Genomic DNA, 15,712 nt, shown 5'->3' on the forward strand with positions numbered 1-15,712 from the left:
CCCACGGTGCCCGTCGCCGAGACGGCACGACGACCGTCCAGGAGCTCGACCGCCGGGGCGCGCGACCGGCCCCGCTCACGTCGGGACGGCCATCGCCTCCTCCGCCTCGGCCTCGCCGTCGACCGCGCGCACGACGGCCGCCGCGAGGTCGTCCGGCCGGCTGAGCTGCGGCCAGTGCCCGGTCGGCAGCTCGACGATCGTCACGTCCTTGATCCGGCCGAGCTCCCGGACGTACGGGTGGTCCTTGGCGAGGAGGTCGCGCAGCACGGACTCCGGCATGGTCGAGGAGATGATCGTCACGGGGACGTCGTAGCGCCGCTCGTCGTGCAGGCGCTGCGGGCCGTTGGCGACCAGCGGCGGGACGCTCACCGCGCGGGCGCGGAAGTCGGCGCGGATCTGGTCGGTGAGGCCCTCCAGCTCCTCCTCCTCGAACACGCCCCAGTCCGGCAGCGGCACGACGCCGTCCACGAGCGGCAGCTCGTCGTTCACCACGCCGCCCTCCCCGAGCGGCCCGCTGTCCACGTAGACCACGTGCTCGACGCGGTCCGGCCGGAGGTCCGCGACGGCGTGCGCGACCGCACCGCCCCCGCTGTGCCCGACGACGGTGACGGGCCCGTCGAGCCCGTCGACCAGCTCGGCGACCGCGGCCGCCTGGTCGGCGAGCGTGATGCCCGCGACCTCGTCCGCCGCACCGCCGGCGCCCAGGGGCGTCACGGGGTGCGGGGTGTGTCCGGCGGCCGCGAGGGCCTCGGAGACCGGCGCCCACGAGGACGCGTCGAGCCAGAACCCGGGGATGAGGACGACGTTCATGCTCCGACCGTAGACGTGACCTCCGACACACCACCAGACCTCCCGGGCGCGGCGCTCCGCGGCAGGTGCCCGACGAAAATCGCGGGCCGGTGCCGCGGCGGACGTGGTGGGATCGGCCGGTGCCGTCCCTCGCCGATCTCGCCCGCCAGCTCCGCTCCCTGCACGTCCCCGGGGACCCCCTCGTGCTCCCGAACGCGTGGGACGCCGCGTCCGCCCGGCTGGTGGCCGACGCCGGTGCCGCCGCCGTCGCGACCTCCAGCGCCGGTGTCGCGTGGTCGCTGGGGCACGGCGACGGGCACCGCCTGCCGCGGGCCGACGGTCTCGCGGCGCTGGCGCGGGTCGTGGCCGCCGTCGACGTGCCGGTCACCGCGGACGTCGAACGCGGGTACGCCGACGACCCGGCGGGCGTCGCCGAGACCGTCCGCGGCGTGCTGGCCGCGGGCGCCGTCGGCGTGAACATCGAGGACGCGCTCGCGCCCGTCCCCGAGCACGCCGCCCGGATCGCCGCCGCGCGCCGGGCGGCCGACGAGGCGGGAGTGCCGCTGTACCTGAACGCGCGGGTCGACACCCACCGGCTGCGGGCCGTGCAGGACCCGGCGGAGTGGCTGGCGGCCACCCTCGACCGCGCCCGCGCGTACGTCGACGCCGGCGCCGACGGGGTGTTCGTGCTCGGCGCGCTGGACGCCGCGACCGTCGCCGCGCTCGCCGAGGGCGTGACCGTCCCGCTCAACGTCGCGGTCGGGCCGGGGACGCTGCCCGTGGCCGAGCTCGCCGCCGCCGGCGCGGCCCGGGTCAGCGCCGGCTCCGCGCTCGCCGAGGCCGCCTACGGGGTCGCGGCCCGCGCTGCACGCGAGCTGCTCGTCCACGGCACGACCGAGAGCCTGGCCGACCCGGTCGACTACGCCGCGTTCAACGCGAGCATGACGGCGCGCGGCCGCTGAGCCTCATCCGGGCCTCAGCCGGGCCTCAGGGCGCGATCGAGAAGTCGCCGGACCCCTCCGGCTCCGCGTCCTCGACCCGCACGCCGCTGACGTCCGCGAACCGCGGACCGCGTCGGGCCCAGTCCGTCAGCCGCGCGACCGCGTCCTCCGGCCCCTCCAGCAGCGCCTCGACCGACCCGTCCGCGCGGTTCCGCACCCACCCGGCGACGCCGTGCCGGCGCGCCTCGGCCGCGAGCGACGCACGGAAGCCGACCCCCTGGACCTGGCCCTCGACGACCAGACGGCGCGCAGTCATGCGCCCAGTCTGCGCGGACGGCACCGGACCGCGCCAGGATGGGCCGGTGACCCGACCCCGCGCCGCCCGGCCCGCTGCCCGGCCTGCCCTCCCGGTGCAGCCGCTCGGCCGCGGGGCGCGCGGCCTCGTCGCCGCGTTCCTCGTCTCCGGGACCGTGCACCTGGTGCGCCCGCAGGTCTTCGAGGGCACCATCCCCCGGGCCCTCCCCCGGCCGCGGGACCTCGTCGTGTGGTCCGGGGTCGCCGAGCTGGTGTGCGCCGCCGGCCTGCTGGTCCCGGCCACGCGACGACCCGCCGGCGTCGCGAGCGCAGCGCTGCTGGCGGCCATTTACCCGGCGAACGTGCAGATGGCGGTCGACGGCGTGCGGGGCGTGCGACGGGCCCGCACCCCCGCCGCCGTCACGCGGGCCGTGCTCACGCTCGCGCGGCTCCCGCTGCAGTGGACGCTCGCGCGCTGGGCCTGGCGCGCGGGACGCTGATGCGATCTTCTGACCGGACCCCGCGGGGCGGCATGGGCCGCGGGTTCCTCTGGCTCGTCGTGGTCGGCAACGCGGTGCTGGGTGGCGCACTGGCTGTCGTCGCCCTCGCCCTTCTGGCGCGACCGGGCACGTGGTCGACGGCGACGTCGCTGCTGGTGGCGCTCACCGGGGTGTTCTGGGTCGCCGCAGGGTCGGTGGGCTTCCACCGGATGTACCTGCACCGACCGGCCCTCGACGGTGCGCGCGTGCGGCTCGAGCCGGTGCGCGGCCGGCCCGCGGTGGTGCTCCCCTGGTCCTCGACCGTGATCGCCGTCCCCACAGCCACGCTGACCGGCCTGACCGCGCTGCTGGCGGCGGCGACCGTGCTGCAGCTCGCGGCCGGCGGCGGCGCGGGCGCGTGGTTCACCGGCGGGCTCGCCGTCGTCCTGCTCCCGCTGCTGCCCGACGCCTGGCTGCGCCTGCGGCGCCGGCCCTGGCTGGCGCTGACCGTCGAGGGCGTGACCGTGCACGGCTGGGACGGCGACGCGGAGCTGGTCTGGGACCGGGTGCGCGCGGTCGACCTCGCGGACGCGGGGTCCTGGACCACCCTGCGGGTCGTCGCACGCGCGGGGAGCGCTCCGGAGTGGCACCGCCGACGTCGGGTGCTCCTCGCGCCCGCGCCGCGCGGCCCGTACCTGGAGGTGCCGCTCCCCGCGCTGGACGTGGACCCGCACTTCCTCGCGGGGACGATCATGTTCTACGCGGAGAATCCCGCGACGCGGCGCGAGATCGCCGACGGCACGGCACGCACCCGCCTGGTGGAGCGGCTGCGCCCGGTCGCCTGAGCCCCTGCGGGCCGGTCCCTCCCCCTGCGCGGGACCGGCCCTGACGCGCCGTCAGCGCACGCCCGCGGCGACCGGCCGGTTGCTCCGGAACAGCCCGGACGAGTCGACGGCCGCCTTCACCGCCCGCAGCCGCTCGATCGTCGCGGCCGGGTAGCAGCGGTCGATCGCGTCGTCGCGGTCCAGGAACGTGAGCGGGGCGGTGCCGGCGCTCCAGGGCTCCACCACCGTGAACAGGTGGTCGAGCGCCGCGGTGACGAGCGGGGCGAGCTCGGGCACCGGGACCATCGCCATCCCGGTGAGCAGGAACGGTTCCGCCGCCGCGCCCGCCGCACCCGGCAGCGCCTCGCGGGCCAGCGCGCCACCGACGTGCCGCACCTGCACCTGCATCAGCGGCGAGCGCCCCGGCTCCCCGGCGAGATCGAGCACCGCGTCGATCGCGGCGTCGTCGAACGTGTGGAGCCGCGTGCCGGCGAGGACGGCCGGGCTCGGGTCGACCGGCTCCTCGGCGAGCAGCCCGACCTCCCCCGGCTGCAGCGGCCGGAACGTGTCACGGAGCACCGGTCCCGCGGCCCGCACCGGCGCGAGCAGCCGCTCGGCCTCGGCGGGGTCGCCCAGGTACGTCGCCAGCACGACCGCCAGCGAGGCGCCACGCAGCGGCTCCGGGATGAACGGCGCGTCGGGCAGGTGCAGCACGGACACCCACGTGCTGAGCTCCTCGGGCGCGGTCGCGGTGACCGCGGTGAACGCCCGGAACACCGCCGGGGCCGCCGCCGCGGGGAACGCCAGCATCCCGCCGTAGATCTGCGGTGCCGGGAACAGGTCGAGCTCGACGGCGGTGACGAGCGCGAAGTCGCCGCCCCCGCCGCGCAGCGCCCAGAGCAGGTCCGCGTCGTCCGGCGACTCGTCGCTGACCCAGCGGTGCGCGCCGGTCGCGTCGACCACCTCGAACGACCGGACCGCGCCGGCGCCGCTGCCGAACGCCCGGCTGAACCACGACAGCCCCCCGCCCAGGCAGTACCCGACGACCGTGACGTCCGGGTTCGACCCGACGAGCCCCGTCAGGCCCGTGCCGTCCAGGGCGACCTGCAGGTCGCCCCACTTCACGCCGGCGCCGACCCGGGCGACCCGGGCGCCGGCGTCGACCCAGATGTCGTCGAGGGCGGACGTCCGGACGAGCACGGCGCCGTCGAGCGAGCGGCTCGCGCCGTGCCCGTTCGGCTGCGCGGACAGCGGGACGCCGTGCGCCGCGGCCCACCGCACCGTGGCGGCGACGTCGGCGGCGTCGGCGGCGTGCACGACCGCGAGCGGGTGCTGGTCGACCAGGCGGTTCCACGCGAGGCGCGCGGTGTCCCAGCCGGCGTCGCCGGCGGCGGTGAGCGAGCCGGTCAGGGCGGAGCGGAGGTCGTCGAGGGCGGGCGTGCCGAGCGGCGTCGGTGCCGTGAGATGCGTCGTCATGGGATCGAGCGTCCTCGCGCCCCACGGCCGGCGGTATCCCAGGAACCTGGGGAGCATCCCGCCCGGCGCGGGGCAGGGGACGAATCCCCACAAACATGGGGGTACCGGGACGAACCCGACAGCGGGACCATCGGAGCATGGCGACTCTGCGGACCGAGCCCGTGCAGCAGGGCCTCGACTCCCTGTCGCGCTCCGGGCTCGGCTGGCGCGAGTTCGTCCGGGAGGCGATCGAGCTGCTCGGCACGGTGATCCCGAACGACGCCGCCTGCATCGGACCGGTCGACCCGGGCACCGGCCTGCTCACCGGGTCGGTCAAGCGGAACATCGGCGACGAGCGGGACGCCGAGTTCCTCGAGCACGAGTACGTGACCGACGACGTGAACCTGTTCCGCACGCTCGCGCGCCGCCAGAACCCCGTCGGCATCCTGGTGGACGACACCGACGGCGACCCCCGGCGGAGCAGCCGGCACCGGGAGATGTTCGTGCCGCACTGGTCGCTCGACCACGAGATGCGCGCGTCCGCCCGGTCGGACGGCCACGCCTGGGCCGCGATCGCGCTGTACCGCAACGGCGCCTCCAGCGGTTTCAGCCCGGCGGAGGCGGACTTCCTGGCCCGCGTGACCCGGTTCGTCGCCGTCGGCGTGCGGGCCGGGCTGGTGACCTCCGTCGCGGCCGGCTCCGCGCGCCGGACGCCCCTGCCTGCCGGGCCCGCCGTCCTGGTCGTGGACGCCGACAACACGGTCCGGCAGGTCAGCCCCGCCGCCGAGGAGCGGATCGCCGAGCTCGGCGGCTCCGGCTGGGGCGCGCTGCCCACGCCGGTCGCCGCCATCACGTCGGCGGCGCGGGCCCTCGGCGACGGGCGGCTCCGCACGGTCCCGCGCCTGCGGGTGCGGACCCCCGCCGGGCAGTGGCTGGTCGTGCACGCCGCGCCGCTGGCCGGCCGGGACGGCGGCCGGCGCGAGGTCGTCGTGACCATCGAGGAGGCCCGCCCGACGGAGATCGTCCCGCTCGTGGTGGCCGCCTTCGGGCTGACCGGGCGCGAGCGGGACGTCGTCGCGGGCGTGCTGCACGGGGACAGCACGCAGGAGATCGGGCGGGCGCTGCACCTGTCGCCGTACACGGTGCAGGACCACCTGAAGGCGGTGTTCGACAAGTCCGGGGTCGGCAGCCGGCGCGAGCTGGTGGCGCGGGTCTACTTCGACCACTACGCCCCGCGGTACGCGAGCGACCTGGCGCCGTCGGGCTGGTACGCCGGGGTCTGACGTCAGCCGTCGGTGCGCCGCAGGGGGACGCCGAGCACGCTGGGTTCGGGCGCCGGGAGCGTGTCGGTGCCCGCGGGCGTCGCGGGGACCCCGCCGCCGGGGACCGGCCCGACCCACACCCGCCACACGTCGCCGTCGCGGTGCAGCCGTCCCGGTGCGACGAGGCGCGCGTGCCAGCCCGCCCGCTCGCGCTGTTCAGCGAGCGGCGCGGCCCGGTCGGCGGGGACGAACCCGACGACGACGTTCCGGCAGACCACCACGACCCGGCCGTCCCGCCCGGGCTCCAGGAGGAGCTCCACCGGGACGTCGGCGCCCGTGGCGCGCTCCGCGGCCGCGAGGACGCCCACCAGGGAGACCTGGAGCGCGCGGGCCTCCGTCGCGTGGAAGCCCGCGGCGATCTCGGCAGGCTCCTGGGCGCGGGCTCGGCGGGAGAGGATCACGGGCACCAGCGTCCCACCTCGGGTCACACCACGTCCGGTCACACCACCTCGGGCCGCACCGCCGCGGGCCGCACCGCCGCGGGCCGCACCGCGAGCGCCCCGCGCCGCTGCACCACCCGCTGGGCCACCCGCAGCGCCGTCGCCGCGGGCCGCCCGGTCGCGACGAGCAGGTCGACGTGCTCGCGGCAGTCCGGGAAGATCCGGGCGCCGGTCGCGTACCGGGAGTCGAAGGCGGGGTCGAAGAACGGGGCGTCCGTCGTCGCGAACAGGTACGTCATGCTCGCCACCCGGCCGATCGAGCCGGGGCTGAACCGCCGGTGGCGCTCGGCGTACGCGTCGAGGAACCCGAAGTAGGCCCCGCCGGAGCGCAGCGCGTACCCGGTCCACACCGTCTCGCCGCCCGCCGCGAGCCGGACGACGAGGGCGTCCTTGTCCTGCCGGAAGCCGGAGACGACCGCGCGGAACCACCGTTCGGCGACGGGGTCGAGGCGCAGGGCGGCGCCGCCCTGGCCGGTGTCGCCCTTCCAGCCGGCCGCCTGGAGGTCGAGGAACGCGTCGTCCGCCGCCGGGTCCTGGCTCACGTCGTGGAGCTCGAGGGGCCCGCCGGCCTCCCGCGCGAGACCGCGGACGCCGCGGCGCATGTTCCGGCGCTCGTCGGTCCGCATGTGGTCCCAGGCGAGCGGCGGGTCGACGACCGGTCCGGACCCGCCCGGCAGCGGGGGCACCGTCGTGCTGCTGCGGCGCGCGAAGGCGCTGGTCTCGCGCCGGCGCTCGACCACGTGCGTCGACGTGCCGGCCACGACCTGCGTCAGCGCGGCGGCCAGCGGCCCGTCGGTCGGGACGTGCTGGAGCTGCAGCAGGCGCGGCAGCCCGAGCGTGCGCAGTCCCCGCAGCAGGGCCTCCAGCGCCTCCGCCTCGCGGCCGGTGCGGACCAGCGGGTGGTGCCGGTCGGCGTGGGTCGTCATGAACCCGCCGCCGGTCGTCGCCGCGCGCACGGGCACCCGCGGGGCGACGCGCTTGGTGGTCACCGCGAGCGCCGCCAGCCACTCGCCGCCGTCCTGGACGACGGCGAGCCGCAGGTCGGCGGCCTCGTGCCCCCGGTCGCGCGCGGGGACGAGGAACCGGGGGTCCAGGTACAGGTTGGGCTCGACGGCGTGGTCGGCGAGGCGCTGCCACGCCTGCGCGTCGGCCGCCGTGATGTCGGTCAGCGCGATCATCCGGACGTGCACGAGGTCCTCCAGCGGGGGCGCGGTGCCTGGGTCGTGCGGGATGGCGCGAGCGTATTGTCCGCTTTGGGCGTATTTGTACGCTTTCCGGGGTGAATCGAATCCCGACCGCCGCAACGGGATGGCCCCGCCCCCGACGACCCGACGGGCACAGCGCGCGTCCGGGCTGCTCACAGCGACGCACACCGCCGTCCGCTCCCGTCCGGACCCGGCGGCCGGGCCGGACGCCCCGGCCAGGTACACCCGTTCGGGCTACCCCGGTCGGCCTAGTGCCGCGCGCGGCTACAGCGACATCTCCTCCACCCGCTCCGCCAGGATGATCCGCGCCGCCGCCTCGATCAGGGCCAGGTGCGAGAACGCCTGCGGGGTGTTGCCCAGGTGCTGGGAGGTGGCGACGTCGAACTCCTCCGCGTACAGGCCGAACGGCGACGCGACCCGGAGCAGCCGCTCCATCAGGTCGACGGCGCGCTGCTGCTCGCCGACGACCATGAGCGCGGAGACCAGCCAGAACGAGCAGATCACGAACGTGCCCTCGCGCCCGGCGAGCCCGTCGTCCGTCTCGTCCGTGCGGTACCGGAGCACGAAGCCGTCCTCCGTGAGCTCGTCGGCGATCGCCAGGACGGTGCTGTGCAGCCGCTCGTCCGTGCGGGGCAGCAGGCCGAAGTGCGCGGCGAGCAGCGCCGACGCGTCGAGGGCGTCGGTGTCGTAGTGCTGCCGCAGGACGCCCCGCTCGCTCACGCCGCGCGCCAGGATGTCCGCCTTGATCTCGTCGGCCGTGCCCGCCCACGTCTGCTGGAGCCCCGGCTCGCCCCAGACCCCGGCGAGCTGCGCGGCGCGGTCGAGGGCCACCCAGCACATGATCTTCGACGAGACGTAGTGCCGGGGCTCGCCGCGCGCCTCCCAGATGCCCTGGTCCGGCTCCTGCCAGACCGCGGTCGCGCGCTCCGCCTGGGCCTGCACCACCGGCCACAGCCGGGCGGGCAGCCGCTGGCTGCGCCGGGCGTGCAGCAGGACGGAGTCCAGCACGGACCCGTAGACGTCGTTCTGCCGCTGGTCGAACGCCCCGTTCCCGATGCGGACCGGGCGCGCGTTCTGGTAGCCGCTGAGGTCGTCCCGCGTGGACTCGGTGAGGTCCCGCCGCCCGTCGATCCCGTACATGATCTGCAGGCCGCCGTCCGGGTTCGGCTCGACGTCCGCGACGAACTGGAGGTACTCGTCCGCCTCCCAGTCCAGCAGCAGGTAGTGGAGCGCCTGGAGCGTGAACGTCGAGTCGCGGACCCACGTGTACCGGTAGTCCCAGTTGCGCTCTCCGCCGGGCGTCTCCGGGAGCGAGGTGGTCAGCGCGGCGACCGTCGCCCCCGTCGGCATGTACGTGAGCCCCTTGATCACCAGGGCGGACCGCTCCAGGTACGGGCGCAGGCGGTGGTCGGGCAGCCGCGCCCGTCCCAGCCAGCGCCGCCAGAAGTCCCGCGTCGCCGCGACCCGCGCCAGGGCGTCGGCGGCGTCGGTCGGACCGTCCAGCGCCACGTCCCAGGACAGCGCGCAGTAGGCGCTCTCCCCCGCGGAGAGCACGTGCCGGCCCCGCACCGCCTCGCCCTCGAGCCCGAGCGCGAGGTCGGTCCGCAGCCGCAGCGTCGCGCCCGGCCCCGTGACGTCCGCCGTGCCTCCGCCGGGGCCGACCGTCCACGGCACCCGCGTCCGCCCGTAGTCGAAGGCCGGCTGGCACACCAGCTCGACCTCGACGGACCCGTCCAGGCACGTCGCGGTCCGCACGAGCAGGTGGCTCGCGTCGTCGTCGGCGGGCGGCCGGGTGTGCGGCGTGGTCTCGTCGGTCCCGGTGCGCGGCGCCATCACCAGGGCGTCCTGGACCTCGACCCAGCCGCTCGGGGTGTGCCACGTCGTGATCAGGACGTTCGTGCCCGGCTCGTAGGCGCGCGAGGTCGGCACGTTGATCCCGTACGGCGCGAAGCGGAAGTAGCCCGCGCCCCGGTCCAGCAGGCTCCCGAACACGCTCGGGCTGTCGAACCGCGGCACGCACAGCCAGTCCACCGACCCGTCCGGGCCCACGAGCGCGCCGGTGTGGCAGTCGGACAGGAACGCGTACTCCGCGATCGGCGGGAACGGTGACAGCGTCGGCTGGTCCACTTCAGGCCTCCAGGTGCGGGGGCGGCGCCCGACGGCCGCCTCGTCCCCGAGCGTCCGCGTGCGATCCCCGGCCCACCACACCCCGGCGGGGTACGCCGGGCGCGAGCCGACGAGGTCCGCGAATCCCCCTTCGGGCGGGGCCGGCTCCGCCTAGAGTCGTGACCAGCCCATCCACCACCGGCCCCGTACGGCCGCGCCCGAGGAGTCCCATGGAGATCGCCGGCCCCGTCCTCATCGTCGCGGCGGCGGTCGTCGCCCTCGTCGTGCTGCTGCTCGTGGGCGTCGTCTACGCCAAGGTCCGGTTCAAGATCGCGACGCCGGACGAGGCGCTGATCATCACCGGCCGCAAGAGCGGCAAGCCGGTGATCAACCCGGAGACGGGCGACGAGACGACCGACCTGTCCGGCCAGCGCGTCGTCATCGGCGGCGGCACGTTCGTCAAGCCGGTGTTCGAGCAGGTCGCGCGCCTGTCGTTGGCGGCGCAGAGCTTCCCGGTCACCGCGGAGGACGCCACCACCAAGAGCGGCGTCGGCGTCACGCTGCGGTCCATCGCCGTCGTGAAGGTCGGCGGGACGGAGCGGATGGTGCGGGCCGCCGCCCAGCGGTTCGCCGGCCGGAGCCAGGAGCAGGTCATCGAGCAGCAGACCAGCGAGGTCCTGGTCGGCGTGCTCCGCACGATCGCGGGCACGCTGACCGTCGAGTCGATCCTGTACGAGCGCCAGGACTTCTCGAAGGAGGTCAAGGAGATCGCCGTCCCGATGCTCGCGGAGCGCGGCCTGATCCTGGAGAACTTCGAGATCCAGACCGTCGAGGACTCCGGCAGCTACATCCGCAACCTCGGGCGCCCGCGCGCCGCCGCCGTGGCCCGGGACGCCGAGATCGCGGAGGCCCAGGCCCAGCAGGAGAGCACGCAGCGCTCCAACGAGGCGGCCGTGCAGATCGCCGAGTCGAACAAGGCCCTCGCGCTGCGGAACGCCCAGATCGCGCAGGAGACCGCCACCGCGCAGGCAGAGGCGGAGGCCGCGAAGGAGCGCGCCGAGGCGGAGGCCCAGCAGGAGGTGCTGGTCCAGCAGGAGCAGGTCGCGCTGCGCCGCGCCGCCCTGCGCGAGCAGGAGCTGCTGACCGAGGTCCGCAAGCCCGCCGAGGCCCGCAAGTACGAGGCCGCGCAGGAGGCGGACGCCCGCAAGTACGCCGCGGAGCAGGAGGCCGAGGCCGCCAAGACCACCGCGATCCGCCAGTACGAGGCGGAGGCGCAGCGCACCACCGCGCAGGCCGAGGCCGAGGCGTCCGCGGCCCGCGCCCGCGCCGAGGCCGCGCTCGTCGAGCAGCAGCGCCGCGCCGAGGGCGCCCTGGCGCTGGCCCGGGCCGAGGCGGACGGCATCCAGGCGCGCGGCGAGGCCGAGGCCGCCGCCGAGCGCGCGCAGGGCGAGGCCCGCGCCGCCGCGATCAAGGCCGAGTCGGACGCGTACCAGGCGTTCCCGGAGTCGGCGCGGCTGCAGATGGTGCTCGACGCGCTGCCGAAGGTCGCCCAGCCGTACGCCGACGCCCTCGGCAGCATCGACGGCATCACGATCATCGACAAGGACGGCGCCTCGCGGCTGCCGGGCCAGGTGTCGACGGGCGTGCAGGAGCTCGCGGCGCTGCTCAAGGCGCAGACGGGCATCGACGTGCTGGACCTGCTGCGCGGTGCGGGTGCCCACGACACGGCCCGGCCGCGCGTCGCGCACGCCGACGCCGACGTGTCGAACGGCGCGACCCGCTGAGCGGCGACCCGCTGAGCGGCGACCCCCTGAGCCCCGGGCCCGCGCTGCGGCTGCCGGTCGACCTGACCGGTCTCGACGCGGCGCCGCTGCGGACGGACCGGCTCGTGATCCGGCCGCTCCGGGACACCGACGCGGACGACGTCGCCGCCTACCAGGGCCTGCGCGACGTGGTCGCGTACCTGCCGTGGCCGGTCCGCGACCGGGACGCGAGCCGCGCGCACACCGCCGCCCGCGCCGCCCGCCGGACCCTGGACGCCGACGGGGACGCCGTCGCGCTCGCGATCACGCTGCCGGGCGAGCCCGGCCTCGCCGACGCCGGCGCCGACCGCGTCGTCGGGGACCTCACGCTGATCCTGAGCAGCGCGGGGCACGCCCAGCTCGCGGTCGGCTGGGTGCTGCACCCGGGCTACCAGGGGCGGGGTCTCGCGCGCGAGGCGGCCACCGCGCTCCTCGACCTCGCGTTCGACCTCGGCGCGCACCGGGTCGCGGCGACCGTCGACCCCGACAACGCCCCGTCGCTGGCCCTGTGCGACCGGCTCGGCATGCGCCGTGAGGCCCTGCACCGGGAGGACCGCCACGACGGGGCGTCCTGGCGCGACACCGTGGTGTGCGCGACCACGGTCACCGAGTGGCGGGGCGGGCGTCCGGCACGCTGATCGCGCGACGGACACCCCGGCCCGTCAGCGCGCCGCGTAGTCCGCGATCCGGGAGTCGACGACCCAGTCCGCGTCCTCGGTGCGGTCGGGTGCCGCCTGCTCGTCGGTCTGCAGCAGGAACAGGTCCTGGCCCGCGGAGTCGTTCCACGTGACGTCGACGACCCGCCAGGACTCCCCGACCCGGACCTTGTTCCACGCGTGCCCCTCGCCCGAGCCGGTGGCGACACCCGTCACGTACACCGACTCCAGGCCCGCGGCGTCCGCGAGGGCCTTGAACCCCTGCGCGTAGGAGGCGCACACGCCGAGCCCGTCGAGCAGCACGCCCGAGGCCACCCACCCGTGCGGGTAGTCCTCGATGTCGCCGGCGTCCCGGGCGGCGAGCGCCGCGTCGTCGTACGCCGCCGTGCTGACGAGGTAGTCGTTGATCGCCGCGACCTTCCGCTCCTCGGACATGCCGTCCGTGATGATCTCGCCGATCACGCGCTGGACCTCCGCGCCGAGCTGCTCCTGCTCCTGGCGCCGCTGCTCGGCGCTGTCGAAGCCGGAGTACGACACGAACAGCACCGAGCGCTCGTCCAGGTAGCCGACCTCGACGCGCGTGGCCGCGAGCGCCATGGGGTTCTGCGCCACCGCCTCGTCGACCGCGTCCCACAGCGCGACGCCGGTCGCGGTCGTGGTGGTGCCGGGCTCCAGGTAGGCGCTGAGGTCGATGAACTTCTGCCCGTCCACCAGGTTGGCCGCGATGTAGGTCGTGAGCGGGTTGCTGCCGCTGACCGGGTAGGGCACGTCGGGCGCGCTGGTGCTGATCGTCGCGTCGTCCAGGTCCCGCGGGTTCGTGCCGACGTACGTGTATGCCTGCTCGCCGCCGGTCCGCGCGCGCTCCGCCGCCGCGCGCTCCGTGGCCGCGCGGGCACCCGCCTGGGCCGCCGCCATGTCCGCGGCCTCGACCGTGTACTGGTCCGCGAACATCGTGCCGACGACGGTGAACGGGATCCGGTAGTGCGTCTCGCGCCGGGAGGCGACGATGTTCCCCGCGTCGTCGGTCGTGCTGACGACGATGTCCGCGGTCTCGACGCGGTCCGGGTCGTACGCGATGGGGCGCAGCACCGTGGTGCCGTCAGCGAGGCTGATCGGGTACTGCGTCGGGAGCTGGTCGACGGTGTCGAGGTGGTTGCCCTGCACCCCCATCTCCTCGGCCGCGTTGAACGCGATGACGGACGGCAGCCGGCTGACCAGGTCGGCCCCGTTCACCGGGGCGACCGGGCTGAAGCCCTCCTCCGTCACCGCCATGACGCCGAACGCCGGGTCGGCCGCCGGGTCGTCGACGGTGCTGGTCAGGCCGTCGAGCGCGTCGTCCTCGGTCACGATCGAGCTCTCGAGCAGCCGGTTCATCTGGATGACCTCCTGGTCGAGGAGGTCCTCGGCGGCCAGCGCCTCCTGGACGTCGTCGTCCTGCTCGATCGTGGTCCACGAGGTCCCGGTGGACGTCCCGATGACCGACATGCCGAGCTCGTCGACCTTCACCACGTAGTACTCCTCGGCGCCGTCGACCGGCTCCCACGAGAAGTGCCCCACGCCGTCGCCGTCGACCCGGACGGCGAACGGCGTCGTCGGCAGCTCCGTCTCGGGCGTGAACGCCGTCACCCGCGGCTCGTCGAGCGGCGCGCCCGTGGCCCGGTCCCGGTACTCGGCGATGTAGTACGTCTCGTACAGGCCCCACGTCCCGGCCTCGTTGACCTCCACGCCGTCCTGGTCGTCGAACAGGTCCCCGACGAGCAGCGTGGCCGTGACCGCGGAGTCGGACGGCTTCACGTGGAGCGCGCCGTCCCACCCGACGCTGGTCATGGCGTCCTCGGCGACGACGGTGAGCCGCGGGTCGACGTAGACCTGGACCACGTCGTCCGTCAGCGGCGCGTCGGCCAGGTCCTCCAGCTGCCACTCCACCGGGAGCGCGAACTCGTGGTCGCGCGGCACACCGAGCTGGACGTCCGCGAACTCGGCGTCGCCCAGGTCGGCGGGCCCCGCCGCGACCGCGTCGGCACCCTGGGGCTCGTCGGTCCCCGACAGCCCGCGCACCGCGAGGACGCCACCCGTGACCAGGACCAGGGCGACAGCGACGCCGCCGGCGGTCCAGGCGGCCACCCGACCCCGCCGGCCGGGACGCGCCGCTCCCGGCGCGGGTGCCGGCGCGGGCGGCTGCGGCGGGGGCGGGACGTCCGCGCGGGGGACGCCCCGCGCGGGGGTGCGGTCGGGGTCGTGCGTGCCGCTGGGGTCGTGGGGTCCGGGGGTCGGGCTGGGGTGCTGGTCGCTCACCCGGTCAGTGTCCCGGACCTGCGGTGTCACGGAGTCCATGACCAGCACCGCCGGGCGTCGCGGGTCCCGGATTTCCCTCGATCGGTCCAGCGCGGGCGCGCGCGGGACACCCGGCCGACGTGCCGAGGCTGCTTGCGCCGCGGGGGCGCCCTCCGGTGGGATCGGACCACGAGCGGAGGCGGGTGGGCCCGATGACCGGCACGGTGCTGCTGCAGGGCGGCGAGTTCGTCATGGGGCACGACGGCCCGGACGGGTACCCGTCCGACGGCGAGGGCCCGGCGCACGCGGTGCGTCTGCGCCCGTTCCGGCTCGACGCCACCGCGGTGACCACGGAGCAGTTCGCTGCGTTCGTCCGCGCCACCGGGCACCGCACGCTCGCCGAGACCTCCGGGTGGTCGTTCGTGTTCGCCGGTCTGCTGCCCGACGACTTCCCGCCGACCCGCGGCGTCGCGGCGGCGCCCTGGTGGCGGCAGGTGGAGGGCGCCAGCTGGGCGCACCCCGAGGGGCCGGGGTCGGACGTGCACGACCGCGAGGACCACCCCGTCGTCCACGTGAGCTGGGCCGACGCGGCGGCGTTCGCCCGCTGGGCCGGTGGCCGGCTGCCGACCGAGGCGGAGTGGGAGTACGCCGCGCGCGGCGGCCTGGCCGGCGTGCACTACCCGTGGGGAGCGGAGCGGGAGCCGGACGGCGAGCACCGGATGAACGTGTGGCAGGGCGAGTTCCCGGGCCGGAACACCGCCGCCGACGGCTACGTCGGCACGGCCCCGGTCGACGCCTACCCGCCGAACGCGCTCGGCCTGCACAACATGACGGGCAACGTGTGGGAGTGGTGCGCCGACTGGTTCTCCTGGCGGACGTACGGGACCTCCGGACCCGTCGCGGTCGACCCGTGCGGGCCGGCGCTGGGGCTGCAGCGCGTCATGCGCGGCGGCTCCTACCTGTGCCACGCGTCGTACTGCTCCCGGTACCGCGTCGACGCCCGCAGCGCGAGCACCCCCGACTCGACGGCGGGGAACGTCGGCTTCCGCTGCGCGGCGGACGCCTGAGCACCGGCGGGCGCGCGCCGGGCCTCACTCGGTCCGGGTGATGCCCGGGCCGGACCCG

The 15,712-nt window shown here is 76.1% G+C and carries 14 protein-coding genes; 7 read left to right on the forward strand and 7 right to left on the reverse strand.

The window, feature by feature from the left end; genetic code table 11:
- Nucleotides 1-75 precede the first annotated feature (75 nt).
- The gene (locus tag KJP73_RS00470) at nt 76-810 is read right to left on the reverse strand and encodes an alpha/beta fold hydrolase (protein ID WP_213280754.1); all 735 of its coding nucleotides are present in this window, start codon (nt 808-810) and stop codon (nt 76-78) included.
- Between the two features lie 119 nt (nt 811-929).
- On the opposite strand from KJP73_RS00470, the gene KJP73_RS00475 reads away from it, so the two are divergent.
- The gene (locus KJP73_RS00475; RefSeq protein WP_213280755.1) at nt 930-1,751 is read left to right on the forward strand and encodes an isocitrate lyase/PEP mutase family protein; all 822 of its coding nucleotides are present in this window, start codon (nt 930-932) and stop codon (nt 1,749-1,751) included.
- A 25-nt stretch (nt 1,752-1,776) separates the two neighbouring features.
- On the opposite strand, the gene KJP73_RS00480 is transcribed toward KJP73_RS00475, so the two are convergent.
- Complete coding sequence (locus KJP73_RS00480) at nt 1,777-2,046, reverse strand: acylphosphatase (protein ID WP_213280756.1); 270 nt, start codon at nt 2,044-2,046, stop codon at nt 1,777-1,779.
- Between the two features lie 46 nt (nt 2,047-2,092).
- Between KJP73_RS00480 and KJP73_RS00485 the strand changes: the two genes are divergently transcribed.
- On the forward strand, nt 2,093-2,524 hold the full coding sequence (locus KJP73_RS00485) for a DoxX family protein (protein WP_249668962.1): 432 nt from the start codon (nt 2,093-2,095) through the stop codon (nt 2,522-2,524).
- Nucleotides 2,524-3,348, forward strand: coding sequence for a hypothetical protein (locus KJP73_RS00490; RefSeq protein ID WP_213280758.1), 825 nt, complete (start codon nt 2,524-2,526; stop codon nt 3,346-3,348). Before KJP73_RS00485 ends, KJP73_RS00490 begins: the two co-directional genes overlap by 1 nt.
- Before the next feature lie 51 nt (nt 3,349-3,399).
- Here KJP73_RS00490 and KJP73_RS00495 read toward each other — a convergent pair whose 3' ends face one another.
- A complete protein-coding gene (locus KJP73_RS00495) occupies nt 3,400-4,803 on the reverse strand; it encodes an FAD-binding oxidoreductase (RefSeq protein ID WP_213280759.1) in 1,404 nt (467 codons plus the stop codon).
- A 137-nt stretch (nt 4,804-4,940) separates the two neighbouring features.
- Between KJP73_RS00495 and KJP73_RS00500 the strand changes: the two genes are divergently transcribed.
- Nucleotides 4,941-6,065, forward strand: a complete 1,125-nt coding sequence (locus tag KJP73_RS00500; protein ID WP_213280760.1) for a LuxR C-terminal-related transcriptional regulator — start codon at nt 4,941-4,943, stop codon at nt 6,063-6,065.
- A 2-nt stretch (nt 6,066-6,067) separates the two neighbouring features.
- Here KJP73_RS00500 and KJP73_RS00505 read toward each other — a convergent pair whose 3' ends face one another.
- From KJP73_RS00505 to KJP73_RS00515, 3 genes are all read right to left on the reverse strand, one after another.
- Nucleotides 6,068-6,511: a hypothetical protein gene (locus tag KJP73_RS00505; protein ID WP_249668964.1), complete on the reverse strand. Its 444-nt coding sequence runs from the start codon at nt 6,509-6,511 to the stop codon at nt 6,068-6,070.
- Nucleotides 6,512-6,543: 32 nt separating this feature from the next.
- On the reverse strand, nt 6,544-7,722 hold the full coding sequence (locus tag KJP73_RS00510; protein WP_213280761.1) for a GNAT family N-acetyltransferase: 1,179 nt from the start codon (nt 7,720-7,722) through the stop codon (nt 6,544-6,546).
- A gap of 291 nt (nt 7,723-8,013) precedes the next feature.
- On the reverse strand, nt 8,014-9,876 hold the full coding sequence (locus KJP73_RS00515; RefSeq protein WP_213280762.1) for a glycoside hydrolase family 15 protein: 1,863 nt from the start codon (nt 9,874-9,876) through the stop codon (nt 8,014-8,016).
- Nucleotides 9,877-10,085: 209 nt separating this feature from the next.
- Between KJP73_RS00515 and KJP73_RS00520 the strand changes: the two genes are divergently transcribed.
- Complete coding sequence (locus tag KJP73_RS00520) at nt 10,086-11,639, forward strand: SPFH domain-containing protein (RefSeq protein WP_213280763.1); 1,554 nt, start codon at nt 10,086-10,088, stop codon at nt 11,637-11,639.
- Nucleotides 11,640-11,743: 104 nt separating this feature from the next.
- Nucleotides 11,744-12,295 (forward strand): GNAT family N-acetyltransferase, encoded by a 552-nt coding sequence (locus KJP73_RS00525; protein WP_213280764.1) that lies wholly within the window; start codon nt 11,744-11,746, stop codon nt 12,293-12,295.
- Between the two features lie 24 nt (nt 12,296-12,319).
- Here KJP73_RS00525 and KJP73_RS00530 read toward each other — a convergent pair whose 3' ends face one another.
- On the reverse strand, nt 12,320-14,608 hold the full coding sequence (locus KJP73_RS00530; protein ID WP_213280765.1) for a transglutaminase domain-containing protein: 2,289 nt from the start codon (nt 14,606-14,608) through the stop codon (nt 12,320-12,322).
- Between the two features lie 191 nt (nt 14,609-14,799).
- On the opposite strand from KJP73_RS00530, the gene KJP73_RS00535 reads away from it, so the two are divergent.
- Nucleotides 14,800-15,654, forward strand: coding sequence for a formylglycine-generating enzyme family protein (locus KJP73_RS00535; RefSeq protein WP_213280766.1), 855 nt, complete (start codon nt 14,800-14,802; stop codon nt 15,652-15,654).
- Nucleotides 15,655-15,712: the final 58 nt, after the last annotated feature.

The sequence above is a fragment of the Cellulomonas hominis genome (assembly GCF_901521055.1).
Taxonomy (GTDB): domain Bacteria; phylum Actinomycetota; class Actinomycetes; order Actinomycetales; family Cellulomonadaceae; genus Cellulomonas; species Cellulomonas endometrii.